This is a genomic window from Maritimimonas sp. 2405UD52-3 (genome assembly GCF_056591715.1).
Genome location: NZ_JBWQOL010000006.1, coordinates 144,087 through 169,973, shown reverse-complemented (window position 1 = coordinate 169,973; position 25,887 = coordinate 144,087). Strand labels below are relative to the sequence as shown.

General features: G+C 32.2%; 31 protein-coding genes. 17 read left to right on the top strand and 14 right to left on the bottom strand.

What is annotated here, in order from left to right; all coding sequences use genetic code 11:
• Positions 1-7: 7 nt before the first annotated feature.
• From AC1EU5_RS14195 to AC1EU5_RS14155, 9 genes are all read right to left on the bottom strand, one after another.
• Positions 8-526, bottom strand: a complete 519-nt coding sequence (locus tag AC1EU5_RS14195) for a hypothetical protein (RefSeq protein ID WP_480193070.1) — start codon at positions 524-526, stop codon at positions 8-10.
• Positions 527-532: 6 nt separating this feature from the next.
• Complete coding sequence (gene recN / locus AC1EU5_RS14190) at positions 533-2,185, bottom strand: DNA repair protein RecN (RefSeq protein WP_480193069.1); 1,653 nt, start codon at positions 2,183-2,185, stop codon at positions 533-535.
• A 75-nt stretch (positions 2,186-2,260) separates the two neighbouring features.
• The gene (gene porD / locus AC1EU5_RS14185) at positions 2,261-3,172 is read right to left on the bottom strand and encodes a type IX secretion system protein PorD (protein ID WP_480193068.1); all 912 of its coding nucleotides are present in this window, start codon (positions 3,170-3,172) and stop codon (positions 2,261-2,263) included.
• On the bottom strand, positions 3,144-4,355 hold the full coding sequence (gene coaBC / locus AC1EU5_RS14180; protein ID WP_480193067.1) for a bifunctional phosphopantothenoylcysteine decarboxylase/phosphopantothenate--cysteine ligase CoaBC: 1,212 nt from the start codon (positions 4,353-4,355) through the stop codon (positions 3,144-3,146). The genes porD and coaBC overlap by 29 nt, the downstream gene beginning before the upstream one ends.
• On the bottom strand, positions 4,356-4,691 hold the full coding sequence (locus tag AC1EU5_RS14175; protein ID WP_480193066.1) for a DNA-directed RNA polymerase subunit omega: 336 nt from the start codon (positions 4,689-4,691) through the stop codon (positions 4,356-4,358).
• Positions 4,681-5,529: an outer membrane protein assembly factor BamD gene (locus tag AC1EU5_RS14170; RefSeq protein WP_480193065.1), complete on the bottom strand. Its 849-nt coding sequence runs from the start codon at positions 5,527-5,529 to the stop codon at positions 4,681-4,683. The genes AC1EU5_RS14175 and AC1EU5_RS14170 overlap by 11 nt, the downstream gene beginning before the upstream one ends.
• 113 nt (positions 5,530-5,642) lie before the next feature.
• Positions 5,643-6,161, bottom strand: coding sequence for a ferritin (locus tag AC1EU5_RS14165; protein ID WP_480193064.1), 519 nt, complete (start codon positions 6,159-6,161; stop codon positions 5,643-5,645).
• A gap of 17 nt (positions 6,162-6,178) precedes the next feature.
• Positions 6,179-7,054: a 4-hydroxy-tetrahydrodipicolinate synthase gene (dapA, locus tag AC1EU5_RS14160; protein WP_480193063.1), complete on the bottom strand. Its 876-nt coding sequence runs from the start codon at positions 7,052-7,054 to the stop codon at positions 6,179-6,181.
• Positions 7,054-7,581: a DUF6913 domain-containing protein gene (locus tag AC1EU5_RS14155; RefSeq protein ID WP_480193062.1), complete on the bottom strand. Its 528-nt coding sequence runs from the start codon at positions 7,579-7,581 to the stop codon at positions 7,054-7,056. The genes dapA and AC1EU5_RS14155 overlap by 1 nt, the downstream gene beginning before the upstream one ends.
• Before the next feature lie 151 nt (positions 7,582-7,732).
• Between AC1EU5_RS14155 and AC1EU5_RS14150 the strand changes: the two genes are divergently transcribed.
• Positions 7,733-8,197, top strand: coding sequence for a GNAT family N-acetyltransferase (locus tag AC1EU5_RS14150; RefSeq protein WP_480193061.1), 465 nt, complete (start codon positions 7,733-7,735; stop codon positions 8,195-8,197).
• Positions 8,198-8,740 (top strand): GNAT family N-acetyltransferase, encoded by a 543-nt coding sequence (locus AC1EU5_RS14145; RefSeq protein WP_480193060.1) that lies wholly within the window; start codon positions 8,198-8,200, stop codon positions 8,738-8,740. It abuts the gene before it with no gap.
• Here AC1EU5_RS14145 and prfA read toward each other — a convergent pair.
• Positions 8,735-9,811 (bottom strand): peptide chain release factor 1, encoded by a 1,077-nt coding sequence (gene prfA / locus AC1EU5_RS14140; RefSeq protein ID WP_480193059.1) that lies wholly within the window; start codon positions 9,809-9,811, stop codon positions 8,735-8,737. The two genes, AC1EU5_RS14145 and prfA, sit on opposite strands and share 6 nt — an antisense overlap.
• A gap of 643 nt (positions 9,812-10,454) precedes the next feature.
• On the opposite strand from prfA, the gene azu reads away from it, so the two are divergent.
• Complete coding sequence (azu, locus tag AC1EU5_RS14135; protein ID WP_480193058.1) at positions 10,455-10,970, top strand: azurin; 516 nt, start codon at positions 10,455-10,457, stop codon at positions 10,968-10,970.
• 46 nt (positions 10,971-11,016) lie between these two features.
• On the opposite strand, the gene AC1EU5_RS14130 is transcribed toward azu, so the two are convergent.
• Genes AC1EU5_RS14130 through AC1EU5_RS14120 form a run of 3 tightly spaced genes read right to left on the bottom strand, consistent with a single transcriptional unit; the run spans position 11,017 to position 12,477 of the window.
• Positions 11,017-11,514, bottom strand: a complete 498-nt coding sequence (locus tag AC1EU5_RS14130) for a hypothetical protein (RefSeq protein WP_480193057.1) — start codon at positions 11,512-11,514, stop codon at positions 11,017-11,019.
• Positions 11,511-11,903: a DUF6768 family protein gene (locus AC1EU5_RS14125; RefSeq protein ID WP_480193056.1), complete on the bottom strand. Its 393-nt coding sequence runs from the start codon at positions 11,901-11,903 to the stop codon at positions 11,511-11,513. The genes AC1EU5_RS14130 and AC1EU5_RS14125 overlap by 4 nt, the downstream gene beginning before the upstream one ends.
• A complete protein-coding gene (locus tag AC1EU5_RS14120) occupies positions 11,890-12,477 on the bottom strand; it encodes an RNA polymerase sigma factor (protein WP_480193055.1) in 588 nt (195 codons plus the stop codon). The genes AC1EU5_RS14125 and AC1EU5_RS14120 overlap by 14 nt, the downstream gene beginning before the upstream one ends.
• Positions 12,478-12,591: 114 nt before the next feature.
• Between AC1EU5_RS14120 and rlmD the strand changes: the two genes are divergently transcribed.
• The 12 genes from rlmD (at position 12,592) to larC (ending at position 21,631) form a co-directional block, all read left to right on the top strand.
• The gene (rlmD, locus tag AC1EU5_RS14115; protein WP_480193054.1) at positions 12,592-14,001 is read left to right on the top strand and encodes a 23S rRNA (uracil(1939)-C(5))-methyltransferase RlmD; all 1,410 of its coding nucleotides are present in this window, start codon (positions 12,592-12,594) and stop codon (positions 13,999-14,001) included.
• A 40-nt stretch (positions 14,002-14,041) separates the two neighbouring features.
• On the top strand, positions 14,042-14,401 hold the full coding sequence (locus AC1EU5_RS14110) for a four helix bundle protein (RefSeq protein WP_480193053.1): 360 nt from the start codon (positions 14,042-14,044) through the stop codon (positions 14,399-14,401).
• On the top strand, positions 14,401-14,913 hold the full coding sequence (locus AC1EU5_RS14105) for a DUF6452 family protein (RefSeq protein ID WP_480193052.1): 513 nt from the start codon (positions 14,401-14,403) through the stop codon (positions 14,911-14,913). The genes AC1EU5_RS14110 and AC1EU5_RS14105 overlap by 1 nt, the downstream gene beginning before the upstream one ends.
• The gene (locus AC1EU5_RS14100) at positions 14,885-15,580 is read left to right on the top strand and encodes a DUF6048 family protein (RefSeq protein ID WP_480193051.1); all 696 of its coding nucleotides are present in this window, start codon (positions 14,885-14,887) and stop codon (positions 15,578-15,580) included. The genes AC1EU5_RS14105 and AC1EU5_RS14100 overlap by 29 nt, the downstream gene beginning before the upstream one ends.
• Before the next feature lie 44 nt (positions 15,581-15,624).
• Positions 15,625-16,575, top strand: a complete 951-nt coding sequence (locus tag AC1EU5_RS14095; RefSeq protein WP_480193050.1) for an isopenicillin N synthase family dioxygenase — start codon at positions 15,625-15,627, stop codon at positions 16,573-16,575.
• Positions 16,576-16,902 carry a translation initiation factor gene (locus AC1EU5_RS14090; RefSeq protein ID WP_480193049.1) on the top strand — a complete coding sequence of 109 codons (327 nt, stop codon included), beginning with the start codon at positions 16,576-16,578 and terminating at the stop codon, positions 16,900-16,902.
• A gap of 3 nt (positions 16,903-16,905) precedes the next feature.
• On the top strand, positions 16,906-17,778 hold the full coding sequence (locus AC1EU5_RS14085) for a nucleoside phosphorylase (RefSeq protein ID WP_480193048.1): 873 nt from the start codon (positions 16,906-16,908) through the stop codon (positions 17,776-17,778).
• A gap of 1 nt (position 17,779) precedes the next feature.
• Positions 17,780-18,646 (top strand): substrate-binding domain-containing protein, encoded by an 867-nt coding sequence (locus tag AC1EU5_RS14080; RefSeq protein WP_480193047.1) that lies wholly within the window; start codon positions 17,780-17,782, stop codon positions 18,644-18,646.
• 21 nt (positions 18,647-18,667) lie between these two features.
• Complete coding sequence (locus AC1EU5_RS14075) at positions 18,668-18,820, top strand: hypothetical protein (RefSeq protein ID WP_480193046.1); 153 nt, start codon at positions 18,668-18,670, stop codon at positions 18,818-18,820.
• Positions 18,821-18,949: 129 nt separating this feature from the next.
• On the top strand, positions 18,950-19,750 hold the full coding sequence (larE, locus tag AC1EU5_RS14070) for an ATP-dependent sacrificial sulfur transferase LarE (RefSeq protein WP_480193045.1): 801 nt from the start codon (positions 18,950-18,952) through the stop codon (positions 19,748-19,750).
• The gene (gene larB / locus AC1EU5_RS14065; RefSeq protein WP_480193044.1) at positions 19,743-20,399 is read left to right on the top strand and encodes a nickel pincer cofactor biosynthesis protein LarB; all 657 of its coding nucleotides are present in this window, start codon (positions 19,743-19,745) and stop codon (positions 20,397-20,399) included. The genes larE and larB overlap by 8 nt, the downstream gene beginning before the upstream one ends.
• Complete coding sequence (larC, locus tag AC1EU5_RS14060; RefSeq protein WP_480193043.1) at positions 20,396-21,631, top strand: nickel pincer cofactor biosynthesis protein LarC; 1,236 nt, start codon at positions 20,396-20,398, stop codon at positions 21,629-21,631. The genes larB and larC overlap by 4 nt, the downstream gene beginning before the upstream one ends.
• Positions 21,632-21,850: 219 nt before the next feature.
• Here larC and AC1EU5_RS14055 read toward each other — a convergent pair whose 3' ends face one another.
• Complete coding sequence (locus AC1EU5_RS14055; protein WP_480193042.1) at positions 21,851-22,516, bottom strand: uracil-DNA glycosylase; 666 nt, start codon at positions 22,514-22,516, stop codon at positions 21,851-21,853.
• A 48-nt stretch (positions 22,517-22,564) separates the two neighbouring features.
• Between AC1EU5_RS14055 and AC1EU5_RS14050 the strand changes: the two genes are divergently transcribed.
• Together AC1EU5_RS14050 and AC1EU5_RS14045 are read left to right on the top strand one after the other, a co-directional pair.
• Positions 22,565-24,766 carry an endonuclease MutS2 gene (locus AC1EU5_RS14050; protein WP_480193041.1) on the top strand — a complete coding sequence of 734 codons (2,202 nt, stop codon included), beginning with the start codon at positions 22,565-22,567 and terminating at the stop codon, positions 24,764-24,766.
• Positions 24,767-24,919: 153 nt separating this feature from the next.
• Entirely contained in the window at positions 24,920-25,882 is a 963-nt protein-coding gene (locus AC1EU5_RS14045; RefSeq protein ID WP_480193040.1) for an OmpA family protein, read from the top strand.
• Positions 25,883-25,887: the final 5 nt, after the last annotated feature.

Genomic DNA, 25,887 nt, shown 5'->3' with positions numbered 1-25,887 from the left:
ACTAGTTTTAGTTAGTTAATATTTTAATACGTTGCAAAATTGTCATTTTATTTTTAACCCTATTAATAGAGGCATATAATCCTTCTAATGCTTTATTACTCAGCGTTTCTTTAACCGCTAATTTGTAGTGTTTATAGGCTTGCATTATATCTCCTGCTCGCTCAAAAGCCTGCCCCATAGTATTATAAATTGTTGATTTATCAGCTACCTTGTTGTCTATAACTTTATTACCAAATTTAATCATTTCATTATAATCATTCATATCTAGTAATAAATAAGCATAGTTTGCATAACCAGCATGATAGTCAGGAGCATATTTAATAGCTAACTCTAAATGTCTCTTAGCTTTCTTATAATCAGAAAATTTTATCTGATACATCCAACCTAAATGATTATGAGCTCTACCGTAGTCAGGAAATTCACTCAACAATTCTAATAAAAGCTCTTTAGCTTCAACAATTTTATTTTCATCTATGAGCTTATCAGCTTCATAAAAAAGGTTTTCTGCCTTGTTTTCTGTCTCCATAGTTAATTAATTCAATAATTCTTTAGCATGCGTAATTGCAGATTGTACCTTTTCTTTACCACTCAGCATTTCAGCCAGCTCCTCAACGCGGTCATTAGCATTTAAAAGTTTCATATTTGTTGTTGTGATTCCATTTTTTTCTTCTTTATAAACCTTAAAGTGACTATGACCCTTTGCTGCTATTTGAGGCAAATGTGTTATAGAAATTACTTGCATGTAATTACTCATGTCTAACATAATTGCCGCCATTTTATTAGACACCTCACCGGAAACACCAGTATCTATTTCATCAAAAATAATAGTTGGTAAATTTAAATATTGCGATAACAGAGATTTCACGGATAACATTATTCTTGATAATTCACCTCCAGAGGCTGTTTTTTTAACTGATTTAAAGGAACTACCTTTATTAGTAGATAATAAAAATTGCAATTCATCTTTACCATTTTTAAAATATGTATCCTGTGCGTTGATCTCAATTTTGAATCGGGTATCAGACATTGCTAGATCTTCCAATAATTTTTCTAGCGACTTTTTTAGCTTTGGAATAGCATCTATCCTATTATTATGAATTGTAACTGCAAACGCATCAAGTTTAACTTGTATAGCTTCAATCTCTCTCTTTTTAGCTACAATTATTTCAGATGCATTCTCTACTGTTTCTATTTTTTGAGAAAGTGATTCTTGTATCTGAATTAGTTCTTCAATAGACGTCACCTGATGTTTTTTCTTGAGATCATAAATAAGCTGTAGTCGGTTATTTAAACGTTCAATTTCACTTGGATTGTAAACTACTTCTTCACTTGTATTTTCAATGGCATCAGCTATATCATTGAACTCTATTTCTAAGCTCTCTATTCTTGAAGCAAGTTCTTGATAGTCTTTACTATAAGATGCTAGTTTATTTAGATTCTGCCTGATAGAATGTAAACCAGATTTTAAACCAAGTTGCTCTTCATTTGCTTTATTGACTATTTCTAAAAGTAATTGCTTAATAACTTCACTATTGTTAAGTTTATCAAGTGCCTCCTCTAAAGCTACTGCTTCTCCTACCCTTAGTTCTGATGAATTCAGCTCTTTCAAAAGAAAAAGGTCATAATCATATTGCTGTTTAGCAGCTTCACCTGCTTTTCTTATCTCCTCTAATGCCCTTCTAAGCCTTTTAAATTCAGATAATTTATCTTCATAAGATTTAAGCAAATTCTCATTCTTTGCTAGGGCATCAAGAATTTTGAACTGAAAGTCTGTATCTGTAAGTTGTAGCGTTTGATGCTGCGAATGAACATCAACTAATTTTTCTCCTAACTGCTGCAGCACATCAAGAAGCACAGGTGTATCATTAATAAATGCTCTTGACTTACCCGATGGTAAAATCTCTCTTCTTAAAATAGAAGGTTCTTCAAAATCCAAATCATTTTCTTCAAAAAAATGATTCAAATCGTACTTCTTTAATGAAAAATCTCCTTCAACTATACATTTAGTAGTTTCATCTTTTAAGGATGATAAGTCTGCTCGTTTCCCTAAAATAAGAGATAAAGCCCCAAGAAGTATTGATTTACCCGCACCCGTTTCTCCTGTAATAACACTAAAACCCTCATTGAAATGAATTTCAAGCTTATCTATTAATGCAAAATTCTTAACTGAAAGTCGTTGAAGCATTTTAAAGTTCTATAATTAAAAAATGAGTGCAAAACACTCATCAAACTTAAAATAAATTGTGCTAAATTTTAAGTGTTATATTTTAATTTTTTCCCACTTATAACTGTATGCAGGGTAAATACGCTGTAGCACTTCTTTTAAGTTTCCTGAATTTATTCTAGGACCTCCCGAAAAAATATCTACCAACTCATCAGACTTAGTATCCATAAAAACACGCAATAAATAAGAATTTGCCCTTCTATTGAACATATTTTGCATTTTCAGTACAGCATCTGCAATAACTTGTTTCGATTCTTTCTTATTATCAGACATCACGTCTAACCCATTAAGGTGATATTCGTACATAGCTTCCCTATAGTCTTTATACAATGGTGCTAGTAAATTCTCATTAAGTTGATAACGTGTTGTATTTCCATCATTACGATTCCATCCTGCAAAGCCCCCTTGTTGGGCTATATTAACAACTTTTTCAGCCTCTTCATAATACTCTTGCCCGCCATTTAGTGCAAAAGTATCTGCATCAATCCCCAGAATAGTATAAGCATAAAACGTTAGGATGGACATCAAATTAGAATCAAATGCATTTTGATTATAGATCAATGGTTGAAACTCATTATAAGTAAAGCTTAAGTTATCATCTTGATAATTAAAAATAGGTGTTTGGTAGGTAGAATTAAATACGGGACGTGTAACTTGTACCTGAAGACTTCCTCTAAACTCATTAGATGATGGTTGTTCTGAAATAAGCAAGGTAATAGCACATTGAATTTTTTCCTGATTCTTATAATTCCTATTTGTCCATTTGGTATTATTAAAATATTCACTAATACCTCTTTGAAGTGTATTATAAACCTGCGTATTTGAATTTTGAATTTGATCTGCATTTACTATAACAGTGCATTCTAACTCTTGAGCAATTAGGTTTGCTGAAAAAAGAAAAACTAATATGCAGAAAAACTTACGCATGTATTCTTTGTAATATTTCATTAAAAATATCTGCTGCCACTTCTTTTTTAGTTTTTACGGGATAAGCATTCTCTTGTTCGTTACGATCAATGATTGTAACCTTATTGGTCTGCTTTTTAAATCCGGCATCTTTATCTTGTAACGAATTTAATATAATTAAGTCTAAATTCTTCTTTCTTAATTTCTCTTTCGCATTTGCCAATTCGTTATTAGTCTCTAATGCAAACCCAACTAAAAATTGATCTTTCTTGTCTTTACCCATAGAGGCTAAAATATCTTGCGTTTTTACAAGATCAATAGACATGGCATTACTTTTCTTTTTTAGTTTCTTATCAGCTATAGAAGCAGGTTTGTAATCTGCTACGGCCGCGGAAGCTATAACTATATTAACTTCTTTGTAGTACTTATGAGCAGCATCATACATACTTTGAGCACTTACCACATCTATCCTTTTAATTAAACTATGAGCTACCTTTTCATGAGATGGGCCAGATACTAAAATAACTTCAGCGCCGAGATTAGCTGCACATTTGGCCAGTTCAAATCCCATTTTACCAGAAGAATGATTACCAATAAATCTAACGGGGTCAATAGCTTCATATGTAGGACCTGCAGTTATCAATACTTTTTTTCCATTTAATGGAAGGCTAGATAGCATTTCCTGCTCAATAAAGGTCACAATATTATCTGGTTCCGCCATTCTGCCCTCTCCTACTAACCCACTAGCAAGTTCACCACTTTCAGCAGGAATCATAACATTACCAAAACTTTGTAGTTTATCTAATGTTTCTTTTGTAGATGGATGTTTATACATATCTAAATCCATCGCTGGAGCAAAATACACCTTACTTTTAGCTGATAGGTACGTAGCCAGCAAAAGATTGTCGCAAGTACCATGCGCCATTTTTGACAAAGTATTTGCCGTAGCAGGTGCGATCACCATAAGGTCAGCCCAAAGACCTAGTTCAACATGATTATTCCATAATTCATTCTCTTCTTCTTTATCATAAAAAGTAGAATGAACGGGATTCTTAGAAAGTGTTGAAAGTGTAAGTGGCGTTACAAAATCTTTAGAAGCAGGAGTCATAATTACTTGAACATTCGCTCCTGACTTTATAAAAAGTCTTACCAAATGTGCTGTTTTATAAGCAGCAATTCCTGCTGTAACGCCCAGCAGCACGTTCTTACCACTTAAAACAGACATTTATTCCTGATTATCTGTATCTTCTGTTGGGTTTCTGAAGTAAATCTTATCTTCTAACCACTCTTGAACTGCAATGGCTGTAGGCTTAGGTAGCTTTTCATAAAAACGAGAAACTTCAATTTGCTCCTTATTTTCAAAAACCTCCTCTAAACTATCATTATGAGTAGCAAACTCTTCTAACTTATCAATAAGCTCATGCTTAAGATCATCGTTAATTTGAGTGGCTCTTTTAGCCATAATAGCAATTGACTCATAAATATTCTCTGTTGGAGCTTCAATCTTTTCCTTATCATAAGTAACCGTAGTTACTGCAGCTTCTGTGTTCTTATAATCCATTATTGCTTGTATTAATATTTTTAAAATTTTCTAACTGTTTCTTTGTTCGTTCTATTTCCTTACTTAAACTATTTTGCATCTTGTCAAGCTCAGCTATTTTATTAGATTCAGGATAATTTTTCTTAAACTTATTATAAACTACTATGGCATCTTGTAGCCGTTTTTCCTTTTTATAGAGTACGCTGTTGATGGCTAAATCATTTGATGCTTTAAACTTATAATACAACGCATCCTCTTTTAAGTCAGAGCCGAAATTATCCTGCAAAAAATTCTCAAATGCCATAATAGCAGCATTGTAATCTTCTATGTGATAGTATTGCTTGGCGATCTCAAATTCTTTCTTCTCTAAACGATAGCTTAATTCATTAAAATACTTATTTGCTTCCTCTATTCTTGAACTACTTGGATACTTATCTATGAAACTTTGAAATGCTTCTATAGCTTTTCTAGTATCCTGCTGGTCTCTACTATATTTAGGTGCTGCCAAATAATGACTATGTGCTGCTAAATAAGTAGCTTCCTCAATTCTTGAACTTTTAGGATAATTAGCAATAAACCGATTAAAATAATAGGATGCTAAGTCATAATTACCCGTTTTATAATTTGCCTGAGCAACCATAAATTGGATACGCTGCATCTGAGGTTTGCGTTCGTAACGCGGAATCACCTTCTCAAATAATGTTATTGCTTTATTGTACTTACCTTCCTCAAATAATTTAGTGGCAAACTTGTACTGATCTTCAGCTTTTCCCTTATTTAAAACCTTCTGATATTCACCACAAGATGAAAGCGAAGCAGTTACTAATAAAGCAACAAAAATTTTCTCAATTTTAAGCATTTTGCAAAATTACTTATTTCTAATGGATTTACGAAACTATTTTTCTATAGTTCGTGACAAAAATAATGGTGTTTTATTACCCTACTAAGAGATCAGTGCTAAAAGTTTGTTAATTACACTTCAGGACTAGCAGCAGAAGAAACCACAGTAAGCTGCTTTACATCACTATCAAAGAGATATAAACCACCTTTATCATCACCAATAAGATTAATCTTATCTAAGATATTTCTTGCTAATGCCTCCTCTTCTATTTGTTCTGCCACATACCATTGTAGAAAATTATGTGTGGCATAATCTTTTTCTTCTAAAGTAATATGCACTAAGTCATTTATACTTTGAGATACCATTACTTCATGATCAAATAAATCTTGAAACATTTCTTTAAAAGATCCAAAGGAAACCGGGGGTGCTTTCAATGTAGAAATTTTAGCATGTCCTCCTCGTTCATTAATAAACTTTACTAGTTTTAACATATGCATACGCTCTTCATCAGAATGGGCATACATAAACTGAGCAACACCTTCAAAACCTTGAACTTCTGCCCATGAGGCCATTGCTAAATATACTTGAGAAGATTCTGCCTCTATAGTGATTTGATCATTTAATGCTTTTTCTACTGTTTTACTAAGCATGAGTGCTGTTTTTGATTTTAATATAATTGTGTAAAATTACGAATTTTTTCCCGTAGAGATGATGTAGCTTCTACTAAAGGAAGGCGCACATAATTTTGGCAAATACCTAGTTCTTGCAAAAGCGTCTTTATTCCAGCTGGATTATTTTCTTCAAAGATAAGGTTAATAATATCCATTAAACCAAAATGCAATGCGTAGGATTCTTTTGCCTTTCCCTGCAGTCCTAAACGCACCATTTCAGAAAACTCTTTTGGGTATCCTTGCCCAATTACAGAGATCACTCCTGCACCGCCAGCCAGAACCATACCTAAAGCCAAGTCATCATCACCTGATATTACCAAAAATTCATCAGGCTTATTTTTTAATATTTCTAAATACTGATGCACATTGTTACCAGCCTCTTTTACCGCAACGATATTATTGAAATCAGAAGCTAAACGAATCGTAGTTTGTGGCTCCATATTCTTTGCAGTTCTACCAGGCACATTATACATGATGATAGGTTTATCGGTAGCTTCCGCAATGGCCTTGTAATGTTGATAAAAGCCTTCTTGAGTGGGCTTATTGTAATAAGGTGCTACTGACAAAATAGCGTCAATTGAAGATAAATCTGTTTGATTAATTTCTTCTATAACAGCTTGCGTATTATTACCTCCAATACCTAAAACTACAGGAAGCCTCCCATTATTCACTTCAACTACCTTCTTTGTTACTTCTACTTTTTCCTCTTTTGTAAGTGTTGTAGATTCTCCTGTTGTACCCAGTACAACTAAATATTCAATGCCATTATCAATTTGAAAATTAACCAACTTTTCTAATGCAGAAAAATCAATTTCTCGTTGATCATTAAATGGAGTTGCCAAAGCAACACCAGTACCCATAAATGCTTCCATTAAACTAAGTTCATTATTTGAAGATACTTACCTAGCTCTTCATTAAAAATATCAATTTTATTCGGCTCTACAGCGACTGTGAAATCATACAAATCAGTAAATGTTTCATTCGCAAAACTCACTTTAAGTTTAGCATTAGAACGTACTGTAACCAGATTGGCATATACGCTATCATGATTGCAGTAATTGATAAGTATGTCATAATCAGAATCAACAAAATCACGTAAATTAGGAGCCTTTATCTTACCATACATTCCAAAATCTTTTTCTGAAAAAGTATTGTAGTGCTGAGATACAAATTCATCTTTTAGATTTTCAAAAATGATAATTTCAAACATTTTATGAGGTAGATTTAATTTCTGACTCAAACTTCTTGAAATATCATAGCTACCAAACAAACGTGAATCTGCTAAAACACCAATAGAACCAACCTTATTCGGTACTTTTTTAGCACTTTTCTTCAGCTTCTTAAATTCTTTGTCAAAGTAACGCTGCGCAGTATTTTTCTTTAGTCCAGTAAAATTCATGTATGATTTACAATTGAGGTTAAAATTAACTAAAATGGATGGATTCGATCCTTAAGAATTCAAAAAATAAACGAAATATAGAACTAGGTTAGTATTTAAACAGGAGTATAAATTTTGTTTTAACTTAAGTTTATAAATTAGCTAAACTTTTATGAAGACAGAAATTAGAAAAGCTATATTATCAGATGTTCCTGTTTTAGAGGATTTCTTACAGCGGTTAATTGCTGTTGAACGACCAATGGATATATCTTTAGAGCAAGAGGAACATATTAAATACTACGACATATCAGAATTTATTAAATCTGAAGATGCAGAGCTATTTGTTGCTGCGGTAAATGGTGAAGTTGTAGGTTCAGGCTATGGCCTGATTAAACAAAATAAATCACATTTTTCTCATAAACATCATGGCTATGTTGGCTTCATGTTTGTAAAAGAAGAATACAGAGGGAAAGGAATAAGTAAATTAATTCTAGATGCTATTTTTAATTGGTTTAAATCTAGAGGTATTAAAGAAACGCGTTTGCAAGTTTATCAGGAAAATCCAAGTGCAATCAAAGCTTATGAAAAAGCAGGATTTAAAAAAAATCTTATTGAAATGTTGCATTATTTAGATTGAATGAAAAATTATATCATTAAAACCGAGAGACTTGGTCTCAGAAATTGGAAAGATAGTGACCTTGAACCATTTGCAGCAATGTGTGCTGATGAACATGTAATGGAGTTCTTTCCGAATACATTATCAAAGGAACAAACCAAAGAGTTAATAGCAAGGATGCAAAATCATTTTAAAAAATATGGTTATTGCTATTTTGCTGTTGACAGATTAGATACACAAGAGTTTATTGGTTTTATAGGATTGCTAAATCAAACTTACGAAAGTCATTTTACACCTTGTGTAGATATAGGCTGGCGGCTTTCTTTAGAATCATGGGGAAATGGTTTTGCCACAGAAGGTGCTGAAGCATGTTTAGATTTTGCTTTCAATGAATTAAACTTAGATGAAGTTTTTTCTGTAGCACCTATACTTAATAAAAAATCTCAAAACGTTATGAAAAAAATTGGCATGCAGTATCATTCAGAATTTATACATCCTAAAATTGATAAAAACAATCCTTTAAGTAAATGTACTGTATATAAAATTTTAAAAGAAGAGTTATAAAACTTCTCCTGATTCTTTTAATTTTTCAGCATTTTCAGCGAGCTTCAATTCTTCTATGATTTTATGAATATCACCATTCATAACATTTCCTAAATCATATAAGGTAAGGCCTATTCTATGCTCAGTAACTCGTCCTTGCGGATAGTTATAAGTTCTAATTTTAGCAGACCTATCGCCACTGGAAACCATACTTTTTCTTCTGGCAGCATCTTCTGCTTGCTTTTTAGCTAGTTCAGCTTCATATAAACGAGAACGCAATACCTTGATTGCTTTTTCTAAGTTCTTATGTTGAGATTTTTCATCCTGACATTTAGCCTCAATACCTGTTGGAATATGTTTTAATTGAATAGCAGAATATGTAGTGTTTACACTTTGCCCTCCTGGCCCTGTAGAAGTCGTTCTGATGATCTTCACGTCTTTCATGTCCAATTCAACATCAAACTCTTCTGCCTCAGGCAATACCATGACTGTTGCCGCAGATGTATGTACACGTCCTTGAGTTTCTGTTTGTGGCACACGTTGTACCCGATGTACACCAGCTTCAAACTTTAAATCACCATACACGTCCTCACCAGAGACACTAAATATTATTTCTTTAAATCCACCAGAAGTTCCATCATTTAGGTCAACCACTTCGGTCTTCCACCCTTTATCAGAGCAGAATTTGGTATACATTCTATAGAGATCACCTGCAAAAATACTTGCCTCGTCGCCACCAGTTCCTGCACGTATTTCCATCATCACATTTTTAGCATCTTCAGGATCCTTAGGTATCAACATATACTTAATATCTTCCTCAAGCTTTGGTATTTTTTCATTAGCCTCATCAAGCTCAAGTTGTGCCATCTCAACCATCTCTGCATCAGAACCATCATCAATGATTTCTTTCGCTTCATTGATATTGTTAAGCAAAGTCTCATAAACACTTCCTTTATCAACCAGCGCTTTTAAATCTTTATATTCTTTATTTAGTTTCACATACCGCTTTTGGTCTGAAATCACATCTGGTTGAATGATCAGATCAGATACCTCATCAAAACGTTGTTTCACTATGCGCAGTCTTTCTAACATAAGTACTTTTTAAGGTTTGCAAATTTAATCATTTTTTAATCTTACTTCATATTATGATCTTCAAACTGATATATCATATGAAAATATAAGAATATCAATAATTTTGTTAGCACACTAACTTAAAAGCATCTAATCATGAAAAAAATATTAGTACTTATAGTATTTTTCGCGCTTACTTTTTTAAGTTGTGGTGAAAAAAGAAATAGTATATAAAAGATACGGAAGTAACTGCTGAAAAAATTGCCTTAGGTCAAAAATTATTTTCAGAAAGAACATGCTCGAATTGTCACGCCATATTAACGGATAGTAATTGGGCCGTCAATAACTGCAATATTGCAATCTTTTAATGATCAAAATAAAAACATTTATTGATTTCTTAAAGGGTTAAGAAAGCCATGCAATTGGTATAAAAGATTCTAGCTACTTGGCAGTAATGAATGCCAATGTTCAAGAGTTTATTAAAAATCTTAAGAGAGAAGAACTTGAAGCTATTGTGGCATATATGGCAAGTACAAGTGAATAATGATTGATAGTTCTTATTGAAAGTCAATTTTATCAAAAATGATTATTTAACATTGAATTATGATTTCTATAATCATAACAATTTGTATATTTGTTTAAACTTTAACACAAAAATTTAAACATGAAGAAAATAATCTTATTTGCTACTGTCATCTCATTAATATTTGTTAGCTGCGGTGATAAGAAAAAAGAAGAAACAAAGCAGGTAGAAACTACTACAGAAGAGGTAAAAAAACCTGAAGTTAAAAAAGAAGAACCTGCAAATAATGATGTAGTCATTGAAGGTGATGATAATATGCGTTTTAGCAAAAAACGAATCATTGTGAATGGTGGACAAAAAGTAAAAATTACTTTAAAGCATGTTGGTAAAATGACTAAGGATTTAATGGGACATAATTTAGTAATTCTTAAAAAAGGAACTAATTTAAATGAATTTGGGCAAAAAGCCAATGCAGCAAAGGATACTGATTATATTCCAGTTGAGATGAAAGACGCCATTATTGCTCATACCAAAATGATCGGTGGCGGAGAAGAAACTATAATTGAGTTTGATGCTCCTGAAGCTGGTGAATATGACTTCTTATGCTCATTCCCTGCACATTACGCTATTATGAAAGGAAAATTTGTAGTTCAATAACCCTTTCAAATATAAACTAAGAAGCATCCTAAAAAGGATGCTTTTTTTATCTAATTTTCTTTCTAGGTTTAAGGACTCTTCTTAAGAATCTGACCCAAATACTCCATTGCGTTTTTTTCTTTTTTGTTAAAAAATGATTTTCAACTCTATCAAAGGCATCTTCTATATAAGCATCATGTAAACATCTTATAGCGAATGGCCAAGTAAAAATTGCTTGCCCCTTTATAGTCATTCTAATACTGTGTTTTAATTCCGTTTTATCTTTTTCGAGCTCTTTAATCTCAAATTCATGAGTACCATAAAATCCTTTAGGTTTTGAAAACTTAAATTGAATAAATTTTCCATGCGCATATTCTTGAACTGAATAACGTATGATACCATGTCCTCCTTTTGAACCTACTTGTAATCCTTTATCCAGTTTCATAGCTGGCCATTTATCTGTCGCCAACATTTGATCATCTTTTGTTGCAAGCGTCTCAAATAATTTGGAAATTTTATTTACAGGTTGATTAATAACTCTAGTATGCACATTTATGACCTTCATTTCTGTTCTGATATTTTTCCCGTTAAGGCTGCAATTTGCAATTCAATCCTCTTCAACTCACGCAAAACATCATTTTTATGCATTAATTGCCAAACATATACCTTTATCATGCTTATGAACAGTGCACTAAAAAGTCCTCCAGTGGCCCATAAAATAAGTTCTTGTGTTACTTCAGTTTTAAAGAATTCTACTATACAGTAAATAAATAATACCAAGAAAGCAATAGTAATTACATTCATAATGACCAAGAGCCAACCATTTTTTCCTTTAAAAACTCCTCCTATTTTATTAAAAACATTTAGTTCATCTAATTCATCATAGAACTTAGCTTCTTCTTTTGTTAATGTTTCCTTAATAATCTGATCTATTTCTTCGTTATGATTTTTCATCTTTATATTTTTTTAAAATTGATTTTAATTTTTCTCTGGCATAAAAAAGCCTTGACTTGACGGTACCTTTAGGTATGTTCAATATGTCACCTATTTCTGAAACCGAGTATTCTTCAACATAAAATAAACGTAAAATTGCCTGTTGATTCTCAGGTAACTCTTTAATCGCACTTATAACAATCTCAGAATTATGAGAATTAGTACTAGCACTATCATTAGTAACAATTTTATCAGTTTCATAAGCTTGTTTTGTTTTTAAGTTTTGGTAGTACATTCTTAACTTTTCATCTGTTCTTGATGCTTTTCTTAAAGCATCAATAGCTTTTCTATTTACAATACTTAAAGCCCAACTACCAAAACTATTAGGGTCATTTAATGCATGTATTTTTCTGAAAATGGTAGTCCAACTATCTTGAGCTATATCTTTTGAAAGATCAATGTCGTTAGTATACCAATAAGCTTGTTTACAAAGTTTTTGATGCCAACGTTTTACTAATAATGAATAAGCTTTTTTATCTCCGCTTCTGCATCGTAGCACTAACAATCCGTCAAAAATTTTTTCGGTTGATCTCATCTTTCCAATACTAGACGAACATATTTTAAACTGGTTCAATTCTGTCTTAAAATTAACGAAACATTATTAGCTATAATGACCTTTTATATATTATGCTATTAGTATTTTTGCTGCATGGCTAGAAAAAATAGAAAACAATTTTTTGAGCAATTAGAGGTTATAGATGCCGGTGCTAAAGGCAAAACGGTTGCAAAAGCTCCTGATGGAAAAATCATTTTTTTATCAAATGCTGTGCCTGGTGATTTAGTAGACGTACAAACCTTCAAAAAGAGAAAAGCATACTATGAAGGAAAAGCTATGGCCTTTCATACCCTTTCTGATAAAAGAGTACAACCTGAATGTAAGCATTTTGGTGTTTGTGGTGGATGTAAATGGCAGCATATGGGTTATGCACATCAGCTATTTTACAAACAAAAGGAAGTCACAAATAATCTAACCCGAATTGGGCATATTGACCTACCAGAGGTAACACCTATTTTAGGTTCAGAAAAACAATATTTCTATCGTAATAAAATGGAATTTTCATTTAGCGATAGTCGCTGGCTCACTCAAGAAGAAATAGCTTCTAATAAAGACCTAGGAGATAAAAATGCATTAGGCTTTCATATTCCGGGTATGTGGGATAAAATTCTTGATATTGAAAAATGTCACTTACAAGCCGATCCTAGTAATGCTATTCGATTGGCTATTAAAAATTTTGCAATTAAAAACGAGTTGGAGTTCTTTAGCACGAGAAACCAAACTGGTTTTTTGCGTACATTAATGATACGCACTTCAACCACTGGTGAACTTATGGTCTTGATTCAATTCTTTAAAGAAGATTTAGAGAAGCGCGGAAAGCTATTAGATTTTTTAAAAGTTGAATTTCCTAACATTACCTCTTTGCTTTATGTCATTAATCCAAAAGGAAATGACACCATTTATGACCAAGAAGTTATCTGTTATCATGGTAGAGATCACATTTTTGAAGAGATGGAAGGTTTGCAATTTAAAATCAATGCTAAATCATTCTACCAGACGAATTCTGAGCAGGCCTATGAGTTGTACAAAATAACACGTGATTTTGCTTCTCTTATGGGAAACGAAATAGTGTATGACCTTTATACCGGAACGGGAACCATTGCTCAATTTGTGGCTAAAAAAGCTAAAAAAGTAATTGGTATAGAATCAGTTCCAGATGCTATTAAAGCGGCCAAGGAAAATGCCAAGCGCAACAAGATTGATAACACCGAATTTTATGTGGGTGATATGGCCAAAGTATTTGATGAAGAATTTATTGTAAAACATGGGAAACCAGATGTTGTAATTACGGATCCACCGCGTGACGGAATGCATAAAAAGGTAGTGGAGCAACTATTGAATTTGGCGTCACCTAAAATTGTATATGTAAGTTGCAATTCAGCTACACAAGCTAGAGATTTGGCCATTTTAGATGCAAAATATAAAGTGGTTAAAAGTCAAGCAGTAGATATGTTTCCTCAAACGCATCATGTAGAAAACGTTGTTTTGTTAGAATTGCGTTAAGTTGTTTATCTGTTTTTTGTTAAATCGTTGAATTGTAAACATGTATATTTTTTCTTTTGAAAAGCTAACTGTCTGGAAAGATTCAATAAATATAGTAAAGGAAGTCTATAACATTACCAAAAAGTTTCCAGAAAGTGAAAAATTTGGATTGACAAGTCAAATAAAAAGAGCTACTATTTCAATATCTTCAAATTTAGCAGAGGGATTAACTAGAGATACAGTCAAAGATAAAAAACGATTTATTACAATTGCTTATGGATCCACCATGGAAGTTATAAATCAGTTAATCATTTCTAAAGAATTAGGGTATATATCTGAAGAAAGCTATATTGCAATCCGAAGTGAGTTAGAGAAAATTTCAAATAAATTAAATGCTCTAAAAAAATCATTAAAAGATTAATGCGATTTAACGATTCAACAAATAAACGATTCACCTTTATTTTAGTAATTTTCGCCATCATTGCTGTTATTGCAGGGTGTGAGCGCGATGATATCTGTATAGATCCTACTACCCCTAAATTTACCATTCGCTTTTTCGATTTTGAAGATCAATCTGAGTTCAAAAATGTTCAGAACATTCAGGTTGAAATAATAGGAATTGAAGGTGAGTATACCGATGATAATCAAACGATAACAGGATCAACGGACTCAATAGCACTTCCAGTTAAAGTTACTGAAATGATGACTCAGTATATTTTAACTTCTAATAGTACAGATGATACTTTAACAAGCATTGATACTGTTACTATAAATTATGATGTTCAAGAGGTTTTTGTTGGACGTTCATGCGGGTTTAAAGCCAATTTTAATAATGTTAATTATCAAACTACTTCAAACTGGATTCAATCTTTAGAAGTAGTTACTGATACTATTGCCAACGAAAATGCAGCACACCTTAAAATCTTCTTTTAACATATTTTTTGTTCTTATTTCAGGATTTCTTTTTGCCCAGCAAACAGAGCAAGATAGTATTGTGTATAAAGAAAGTTACGGGTTACGTGTTGGTATAGATCTTTATAACCCAACCACCACAATTATTAATGATGATAGAAAAGGATTAGAATTGGTTGCTGATTATAGATTATCTAAAAATCTATATATAGCTACTGAATTAGGTTTTACAGAAAAAAATCGTGATGAAGACTTTTTTAGTTTCACCACAAAAGGACAATACATAAAAGCTGGTGTAGATTATAACGTTTATGAAAACTGGTTGGGTATGGAGAACCTTATTTATTTTGGAATCCGGTATGGATTTAGCACATTTGAACAAACATTAAATAGCGGAATTATTAATAGTGATCCTTTTGTAACTGATCAGTCTCTAGAAGCACCTGTAACTTTTGATGGATTGAATGCACATTGGGGGGAGCTAGTGGTTGGTATGAAAGCTGAACTTTTTAATAATTTGTATTTAGGTGTAAGTTTTAGTGGTAAACGAATGATCACGACTAAAGAACCTGAGAATTTCAAAAACTTGTTTGTACCTGGGTTTAATCGTGTTTTTCTAAACGATACCGGATTCGGACTAAACTATACGTTATCCTATTTGATACCACTTTACAAGAAGACTAAATAAGATTTTTTCCGTAAATTTATCTTTGCTAACTTAATGAAACAATCATGAAAAATATACCTAGTGTTGATTTGTCCGACTTTTTATCAGATGACCCACAACATAAACAAAAATTTGTGAATGAAATTGGAAAGGCTTATGAAGATATAGGTTTTGTAGCTTTAAAGGGACATTTTTTAAGTGATGATCTAGTTGATAATCTGTATGGGGAAATTAAAAAATTCTTTGCACTACCTGTTGAAACAAAACGCAAGTATGAAATTGAAGGCATTGGTGGTCAACGAGGTTATGTATCTTTTGGTAAAGAGAGTGCTAAAGGTAAAAAAGAAGGTGATCTAAAAGAATTTTGGCATTTTGGACAATACGTAGAAAACAATCCAAAACTTGAGGCTGAGTACCCTGCAAATGTTACTGTAAATGAATTACCTGAATTTAATGATGTGGGAAAAGAAACCTATAAAATGCTTGAAAAAACAGGTGTGTATGTATTACGTGCTTTGGCCTTATTCTTAGGATTAGATGAGTACTATTTTGACAATTACATCAAAAATGGAAACTCCATTCTTCGTCCTATCCACTACCCTCCTATTACTGAAGAACCTAAAAACGCAGTACGTGCGGCTGCGCATGGTGATATAAACCTTATTACTTTATTAATGGGAGCACATGGTAAAGGTCTACAGGTACAGAACCATAAGGGTGAATGGCTGGATGCTATTGCTGAACCTGAAGAATTAGTAATTAATGTAGGAGATATGTTGTCACGGCATTCTAATAATCAATTAAAATCTACTATTCATAGAGTAGTGAATCCACCAAAGGAATTGTGGGGAACTTCGCGCTATTCCATTCCATTTTTTATGCATCCTATTAGTGAAATGCCATTGAACTGCCTTGAAAACTGTATTGATGATGAGCATCCTAAACTATATGATGATATTACTGCAGGTGACTTTCTAAATGAGCGCCTGGTAGAGCTCGGTTTAATTAAGAAGTAAATGGATTTACAAGATCAGTTAAAAAATCTTTTTCCGGATCACATTCCTGAAAAAGAAGATAAGCCTATTCAAAAATCAGACATCTGGATGCAGGATGACCCTATTATTTGCAAATATGAGAAACGGAAAGGTAAACCTATTACTATTTTAGAAGGGTACACCGGAGCAGATGCTGATTTCAAAAAATTAGCTAAAGAACTAAAAACCAAATTAAGTGTAGGTGGTTCTTTTAAGGATGATAAGATTATAATTCAAGGAGATTATCGTGATAAGATCATGCAAATTTTAAAAGAAAAAGGGTTTAATGTTAAACGTGTAGGAGGTTAAATTATGAATAGAATAGCTGAATCTGAATTGATCTTAAATCCTGATGGGAGTATTTATCATCTTAACCTAAAACCCGAGCATATTGCAGATACCATAATTACCGTTGGTGATCAAAATAGGGTATCTCTAGTTTCCAAACACTTTGATAATATAGAGTTTTCAATACAAAAGCGAGAATTTAAAACAGAAACCGGCACGTATAAAGGTAAACGTTTTACTGTTATTTCAACGGGTATTGGTCCAGACAATATAGATATTGTTTTTAATGAGTTAGATGCTTTGGTAAATATTGATCTCAAAAACCGAAAAGTAAAAGAAAGATTAACTTCTCTTGATATTATTAGAATTGGTACCTCTGGGTCTATACAGGAGGATATTCCTATAGATAGTTTTGTCATCTCAAAATTTGGCTTGGGTTTAGATGGCATGATTCATTCTTATGATTGTGAGCATATCTTGCAAAAAGAGGTAGAAGAAGCTTTTATAGCTCATACAAAATGGAATTCCAGAAAAGCCAGACCCTATGTGGTAATGGATAGTAATTTATTAGAAAATAAGTTAAAAAGTAATCAAACGTTTTTAGGGTTTACAGCTACTGCGGTTGGCTTTTATGGCCCTCAAGGAAGAGTTTTACGAATTCCTATCAAAAATAAAGATCTAAATACAAGAATGGATTCCTTCAATTTTCATGGCACTCGTATTACAAATTTTGAAATGGAAACCGCAGCAATGTATGCCATGGGTAAATTATTAGGGCATCATGTGTTATCTATGAATGCTATTATCGCCAACAGAGCTAATGGTACTTTTAGCAATCAGCCTAAAGAAACCATAGAAAAATTGATTGTATATACGCTTGATAAATTAGTTGCATAAATTGAAAACGATTAAAATAGGAGGTGTTCCTGAACACTTTAATTTACCATGGCATTTAGCCATTGAACAAGGCAAATTTTCAAAAAAAGGTATTGATCTACAATGGCAGGAATTCTCTGGTGGCACCGGTGCTATGTGTAAGGCTTTACGTGAAGGTAGTATTGATATGGCTATTTTACTTACTGAAGGCATCATAAAAGATATTATCAATGGTAATCCCAGTAAAATAATAAAGGTATATGTTGAATCGCCATTATTATGGGGCATTCATGTAGGCTCACAATCTAAATTTCAGAAAGTAGAAGATCTTAAAGATGCAACAATCGCTATTAGCCGTTATGGTTCTGGCTCACAATTGATGGCCATTGTAAATGCCTATAATCAAGGTTTTGACATTGATAAGTTAAAGTATGAAGTGGTTAAAAACCTAGATGGTGGTGTAGAAGCACTTACCAACGGTACTTCAGACTATTTTATGTGGGAACATTTTACTACCAAACCTTTGGTTGATAAAGGTATTTTTAGAAGGATTGACAACGTAAGAACACCTTGGTCCTGTTTTGTAATTGCCGTGAGAGATGAAGTTTTAGAGAATGATGTAGAATCAATTAAGACAATTATAAAAGTTATTAATAAGCAATTAAAGAAGTTTGAAAACCCACTTGAAATTAAAGGTCTAGATTTAATGTTTGCAAAGCGCTATGAGCAGCAATTAGAAGATATTAGAGATTGGTTAAAGATTACCAAATGGAACCGAAAAAAAGGCGTCAAAAAAAAATTAATTAATAGCATTCAAAATAAATTGGTACAATTTAACGTTATTGAAAGCGAAGTAGACGCAAAATTGCTGTTGGAAAAGATGGAGTAACTATCAAAAAACTAACAGTTTATGAAAAGATGGATATCATTTTTAATTTTTGCACTTGCTTTTGCATTGTTAATTTCATGCAAATCAACACATAGTTGTGTAGATTTATATGAACAATACCAATTAAACCCAACCATAACCGAAGCTACTTTTTACCAAACCGAAGTAGCTTAATTATTATCAACAAGCCAACCAAAAAACCGTTTTATTTTTAAATAGGACGGTTTTTTTATATTGCTTACTTTTGCAGGTAACAGACGAAAAAACTTCCTAAAAAGTATTATATATTGTAATTAACGACATATGAGCGCCAAATTAACCTTACTTAAAAATTGGTTTAGAGAACATGATTCAACAATTACTGCTTTTTCTGGTGGAGTAGACTCTTCTGTAGTTCTATATGTATCAAAACTAGTGCTTAAGGAAAAGGCTATTGGGCTAATTTCTAATTCTGAAAGTCTTAAATCAAAAGATTTTAAAATCGCTACATCATTCTGCAAAAAACATAATATTGTATTAGAAGTTATTAGAACCAATGAATTAAATGATCCCAATTATAATTTAAATCCTAGTAACAGATGCTTTTTTTGCAAAAATCATTTGTATGAAAGTATGGCAAAATTGATAAAACAGAAATATCCAAAACATACAATTATCAATGGTACTAATTTTGATGACTTAGGTGATTATAGACCGGGGTTAGAGGCCGCTAAAATTTATCAAATTAGGTCTCCATTGGCTGAGCTTAGAATCAACAAAAAAGAAATCATAGAATTAGCTAATTTAATGAGTTTAGAAACGGCTAATAAGCCTCCAAGCCCATGTTTAAGTTCTAGAATACCTTATGGAATTGGTGTAACTAAAGAGCGTCTTAAAAAAATTGAAAATGCTGAAAATTTTTTGAATAATTTTGGTTTCCACCAAGTCCGTGTTAGATATCTTAAAAATGTGGCTTCAATTGAGGTCCCAAAGGGTAGAATTGGGGAATTAGAAAAACATTTTGCAGAAATATCTAAGGGCATGTTGATATTCGGATTTAGCGATGTAACAATTGATTATGAAGGACTTGTATCTGGAAAACTAAATCGTGTACTACATGACTAAGCATTTTAATATTGACCACTTAAGAAAACAACGCTTAGGGTTTGAAGAAGTAGTCTTTGGTGCTTCAAAGAGCATTTCTTTACTGAAAGAACTACTAGTTGAATATGAAAAAAGAGAAGAAAATGCCTTGATAACCAAGCTTCAAAATGAAAAAGCAGACATTCTACTAGATATATTTAAGGATGCTTTTTATGATAAAGATTCACAGATTTTCATGCTTAAACATATTAATTCGAACTTCAATCAATTTAAAGTTGGCGTCATATCCGCTGGTAGTTCTGATATTTCTGTAGCCAAAGAAGCCTATTATACACTTTCATATTTTGGCGTAGGTTCTAAAATTGTACATGATATTGGAGTGGCCGGTCTTCATCGTTTACTCGATAGAATTGATGAATTAAAAGAATATCAAGTTTTAATTGTAGTAGCAGGTTTTGAAGGTGCCCTACCGACAGTAATTGGTGGATTGTTACCTCAACCAATAATTGCAGTTCCCACATCAGTAGGTTACGGAAGTGCAAAGAATGGTGAAACAGCATTACACGCCATGCTAAGTAGTTGTGCAAATGGTATTTCTGTAATGAATATTGATAACGGTTATGGCGCAGCTATGAGTGCATATAGAATTTTAAATTTCAGAAATCTGTGAACACAATTTATATTGAGGCTTTCTCTGGACTATCAGGAAATATGTTTTTAAGTGCGTTTTGTGAATTACTCAATGACTATAATGTACTTCTTAACTTACCAGAACAACTCCACTTAACTGACGCAAAAGTTTCTATTAAAAAGGTTGATAAAAATGGTATTAGTTGTAACTATATTGAAATAATAGATATAAACGAAAAAAGGGATACTGACAATAATAAAGATAATACACTCAAGCATAAAAAACATCATCATCCACATACTCATGGCGGCTACAATAATCATCGACATTTAAAAGACATTCAAAAAATTATTGAAAACGCCCACATAAGCAAAAAGGCAAAAAAAATAGCAAATGAAATTTTTTTGATAATTGGTAAAGCTGAGTCTAAAATACATAATTTACCTTTAGATACGATTCATTTTCATGAAATCAGTGGCGTAGACTCTATATTAGATATTGTAGGGTGTGCTATTTTGATCGATAAATTAAATATTAATAAAGTCATATCTACATCTATTTGTACTGGTTATGGTATGGTAAAAACTCAACATGGTATGCTACCTATTCCTGCTCCCGCTACAGCAGAAATATTAGAAAATATACCTATTTATCGAGGTGAAGAACAAGGAGAAAAAGTTACACCAACTGGAGCTGCTATTTTAAAATATCTTAATCCAGAATTTATTGACTCAACAGTTTATAGGGTCAAAAAGGTTGCTTATGGTCCTGGAAAAATGGATTTTAAGTATCCAAATGTTTTAAGAATCTCTTTGTTGGAAAATGAACGGTTAGAGAAATCTAAGGCATACATTCAAATAGAAACTTCTATTGATGATATGTCCCCTGAATATTTAGCTCTAGACTTTCAAGAAGGATTGCTCAAAGCTGGGGCTATAGACTTTAGTATTTCAAATGAAATAATGAAAAAAGGTAGATTAGGTTTCGTGCTCAAAGTTATATTAAAGAAAAATGCTCTTAATGAAGTGTCATCTTATTTATTCGATAATACTAGCACTATAGGTCTGAGATTTTTTAAGGTTGAAAGAATTGAACTACCCAGAGAATCAATTAAAAAGAATACTAACTTTGGAAACGTAATTATTAAGGAGTCAAAAACTCCAACAGGTTTTAAAAAAACAAAACCAGAATTTGACGATCTAAAAGAACTTAGTAAAAAATCAAATCAATCTCCATACCAACTAAAAAACAAACTTCGATTTAAAAAATAATTTATTATGAAAAAAATAGCAATTACTTCTGTGTTCATTTCAGTAATCAACATTGCGAATGCTCATCCAACAAGGAATACTCATTCTCATGATTTTATGTCCTATGAATTTAGTTGGGTATTAATTCTTGGTTTCGTATCAACTCTTATCGTTTGGTATTTAACAAAAAAAATATCTAAGGGCAAAAAAGGTAATTAGCACAGTGAAATAAGAATTTGTTTACCACTGAATTTTTTCCACTCCCTTACTTTCTAAAAAAGTATTGGTCTTTGAAAAATGTTGATTACCAAACCATAAGCCTCTATTAGCACTTAAAGGTGAGGGATGCCCCGAAGTCAACACATGATGTTTGGCTGCATCTATTCTTGAACCTTTTCGTTTAGCATAACCACCCCACAACAAGAAAACTACATCTTGTTTTTGCTCAGAGATTTTAGTAATAACGACGTCCGTAAACTCTTCCCATCCTTTATTTTGGTGCGAGCCTGCTTGATGTGCCCTAACGGTTAAGGTAGCATTTAGTAATAAGACACCTTGTTTAGCCCACCGTTCTAAATTTCCACTTGATGGAACAGGTATACTCAGATCTGTTTTTAATTCTTTAAAGATATTAATCAATGATGGCGGATGTAGTATACCGTCATTTACTGAAAAACAAAGTCCATGAGCTTGCCTCACTCCATGATATGGGTCTTGGCCTATAATCACCACTTTTAATTCATCAAAAGAGCAAAAATCAAAAGCAGCAAAAATTTGACTTCCTTTAGGATAACAAGTATAATTTTTATATTCGTTTTTCACAAAATAAACAAGCCTCTCAAAATAGGGTTTTCTAAATTCATCTTCTAAAATAACTTTCCAACTTTCGGCAATTTGTACATTCATAGTCTTGGTAAAATAGTTACTTTGCAGTGCGTTTGTAAAAGTACAATTTTGAGCAGCAAAATCACACAAAAAACATTAAACGACCTTGAGTTCATTACTGTTATCAATAGCATAAGTGAATACTGCATTTCTGATTTAGGTAAAAAAGCCGTTCTACAAATAAAACCTATTTCAGCTAAACTTAAATTATTTGAGCAACTACATCTGGTAAATGAATATTTAAGCTCATTTGAAAATGAAAACAAAATACCAAATCATCATTTTGAAGAAATTACCAAGGAAATCCATTTATTAGGTATAGAAAATAGTTTTTTAGAAGCTGTAGGTTTTTTAAAAATAGCAGCTATTTCTGAAACTGCTAATATTCAACTAAAGTTCTTTAAAAAATTTCAAGAATACTACCCTACACTCTTTAGGATGTCCTATGAAGTAGAGTTCACCAAAGAATTGATTGAAAATATCCGAAAAGTGATCAATACGTTTGGAGAAGTAGATAATAAAGCCTCAGAAACGTTAAAAGGTATTCGAAATGATATGAATATGGTAAGGGCTAAGATTAGTACAAGTTTTTCAAGTGCTTTAAATAAATATGCCGGTTCCGGTTATCTGGATGATATTCGTGAGTCTGTTATAGAAAATCAAAGAGTGCTAGCTGTGCAAGCTATGCACAGACGTAAGGTAAAAGGTTCCATTTTAGGAACTTCTAAAACTGGTAGTATCATCTTCATTGTACCCGAATCTACAAATAAACTGAACAGGGAGTTGCAAGAACTGTTGCATGAAGAACAGGAAGAAATTGTTAAAGTACTCAAAAAACTTACTAACGATATACGTCCATTTATTGACTTGTTAAATGTATATCAGGAATTTTTAACTCATTTAGATCTAGTAGCTTCAAAAGCCAAATATGCTCATACTATTGGTGGAATTCTACCTAGTATTTCAAAAACTAAAAAAATACTTTTAAAAGATGCATTCCATCCTATTTTATTGGAGAGCAATCGTAAGCAAGGATTAGAAACAGTTCCGCAAACATTAGAATTAAATGATCAGCAACAGATTATAGTTATTTCGGGGCCTAATGCGGGTGGTAAAAGTATTACCTTAAAAACTATTGGATTACTACAAGTTATGATTCAAAGTGGTATTTTGATTCCGGTTCATGAGCGTAGCGAGGTCTATTTTTTTGATACAATACTCTCTGATATTGGAGATAACCAATCAATTGAAAATCAGCTAAGTACTTATAGTTACAGATTAAAAAACATGCGTAATTTCTTACGTAAATGTAATGCCAATACTTTGTTTTTAATTGATGAATTTGGCACCGGTAGTGATCCTGAATTGGGGGGTGCTTTAGCAGAAATCTTTTTAGAAGAATTTTATAAAAAAGGAGCATATGGTATCATCACAACACACTATGCTAATTTAAAAGTTCTAGCCAATGAGCTAGAAAATGTATCCAATGCCAATATGCAGTTTGATGCAAAAACCTTAGAACCCACTTTTAAACTATATATTGGTCAAGCTGGGAGTTCATTTACATTTGAAGTAGCTCAAAAAAATGGAATACCTTTTAGTTTGATCAATCGAGCCAAGAAAAAAGTAGAACGAGAAAAGATTAGACTTGATAAAACCATTTCTAAACTTCAGCAAGAGCGGAATAAACTTCAAAAAACTTCTCAGGCATTAGAAAAAGCCCAAGATGAGGCTGAAGAACATAAAGAGAGTCTTTCTGATAAAGAAAGAAAAATTCAGGTGAAGCTAGAAAGTTTTCAGGAACTTTATGACAATAACCAAAGAATACTTTCTATTGGACGAAAGTTCAATGAACTGATCAATAAGTATTTTCAAACAAATAATAAAAAACAGTTTTTAGCTGATTTAATGAAATGGGTAACGATTGAAAAATCTAAACGCAATAAAGATAAAAAGCCTAAAACTAAAGTTGAAAAGAAAAAAGAAAAAATAGCAATTCAACAAAAAGAGAAAAAATTAGAGACCGTTAAAAAAGAAGTACTCGAAAAAGTCAAAAAGGTACGAAAAGAAAAAGTTGCTGAAGCCAAAAAAGTGGCAAAACAAAAAGCAAATTATATTTATAAGCCTAACGATAGAGTGCGACTTATAGATAGTAACTCTGTGGGTACTATAGAAAAAATAGAAAAGAATAAAGCCATTATTAACTATGGTCTTTTTACCACTACTACTTCAATAGATAAGCTAGAGCTTGTTACTGCCGCCAAAAAATAAAATTCAGGAATTTAACTATTAGAATTGTTTTAATGATGAACTCAATAAATAAACTTTGTTGAAAATTCTATCTATTTAATAAACAGATAGATACGCGTTGTGAAAAAATCTTTTAGTACATTTGAAGACCCAATTAACTAAACTTACTTTAAAATGACCAAGATCTGGTCTGCATTTCTTGCATTTTTAGTGTGGTCTACTTTTGCCATTCTTATACATGAATTTTTGAATAATCACCTAATGGGTGATTGTGCAATTCCGCATGTGTTTTCTGAATCAACAACCTTAAATTCTAACGCCAAAGATTTGGCTGCAGAAGGTAAAACTACCAAAGTAAAAAGCTTGTTTTCTAATCAAAATTCTAATAACTCTCTTAGCCTTAGCCCTGATAAATTTACCATCTCAGCTTATGGAAAACCTATTTTTACTTTCAATAAAGGCTTTAGTATAAGTACTAATGATGGAAGCATTAAAATACCAAAGGAATTAAATGGTTTTAAAGACTCTATATATAGTTATCTCAATAGCCATCAAGATAAAGAGCTGGTCATAACTGCTAAATACTTAGCATCTGAAGTAGATATAAAGAAAGGCATTCATCTTGGAAATGCCAGAATAGAACATTTAAAAAATAGTTTATCACAGACAGGAATTAATCCTGATAAGATAATATCTGCATCTGTTGAAGCAATATATTCATATGATGATAAAGGTACCTATAATGATGGGATTACCATACAATTTAGAGATATAAGTACAAAACGCATAGCTAAAGTTGAAGAGGGTATAGCCAATAAAACTATGTATTCAAACTTTGCAGTTCGTGAATTTCTACCGGATAGGACATTGCAAGCTTATACTTTAGAATTAATTATTTATTTAAAAAAATACACTAATAAGAAGATTTATTTGGAAGGGCATACTGACAACGTTGGCGAAAACAATTACCAGTTTGGTCTTGACAGGGCCAACCTTGTAAAAGATTATCTTATCTTGCAAGGCCTTCCAAGTGCCATTATCTTAGTTTCTTCAAAGGGAGAAACTGAGCCTATTGCCTCAAATAGAACAGAAAGTGGTAGAGCTAAAAACAGACGCGTAGAAATAACAATAAAATAACAAAT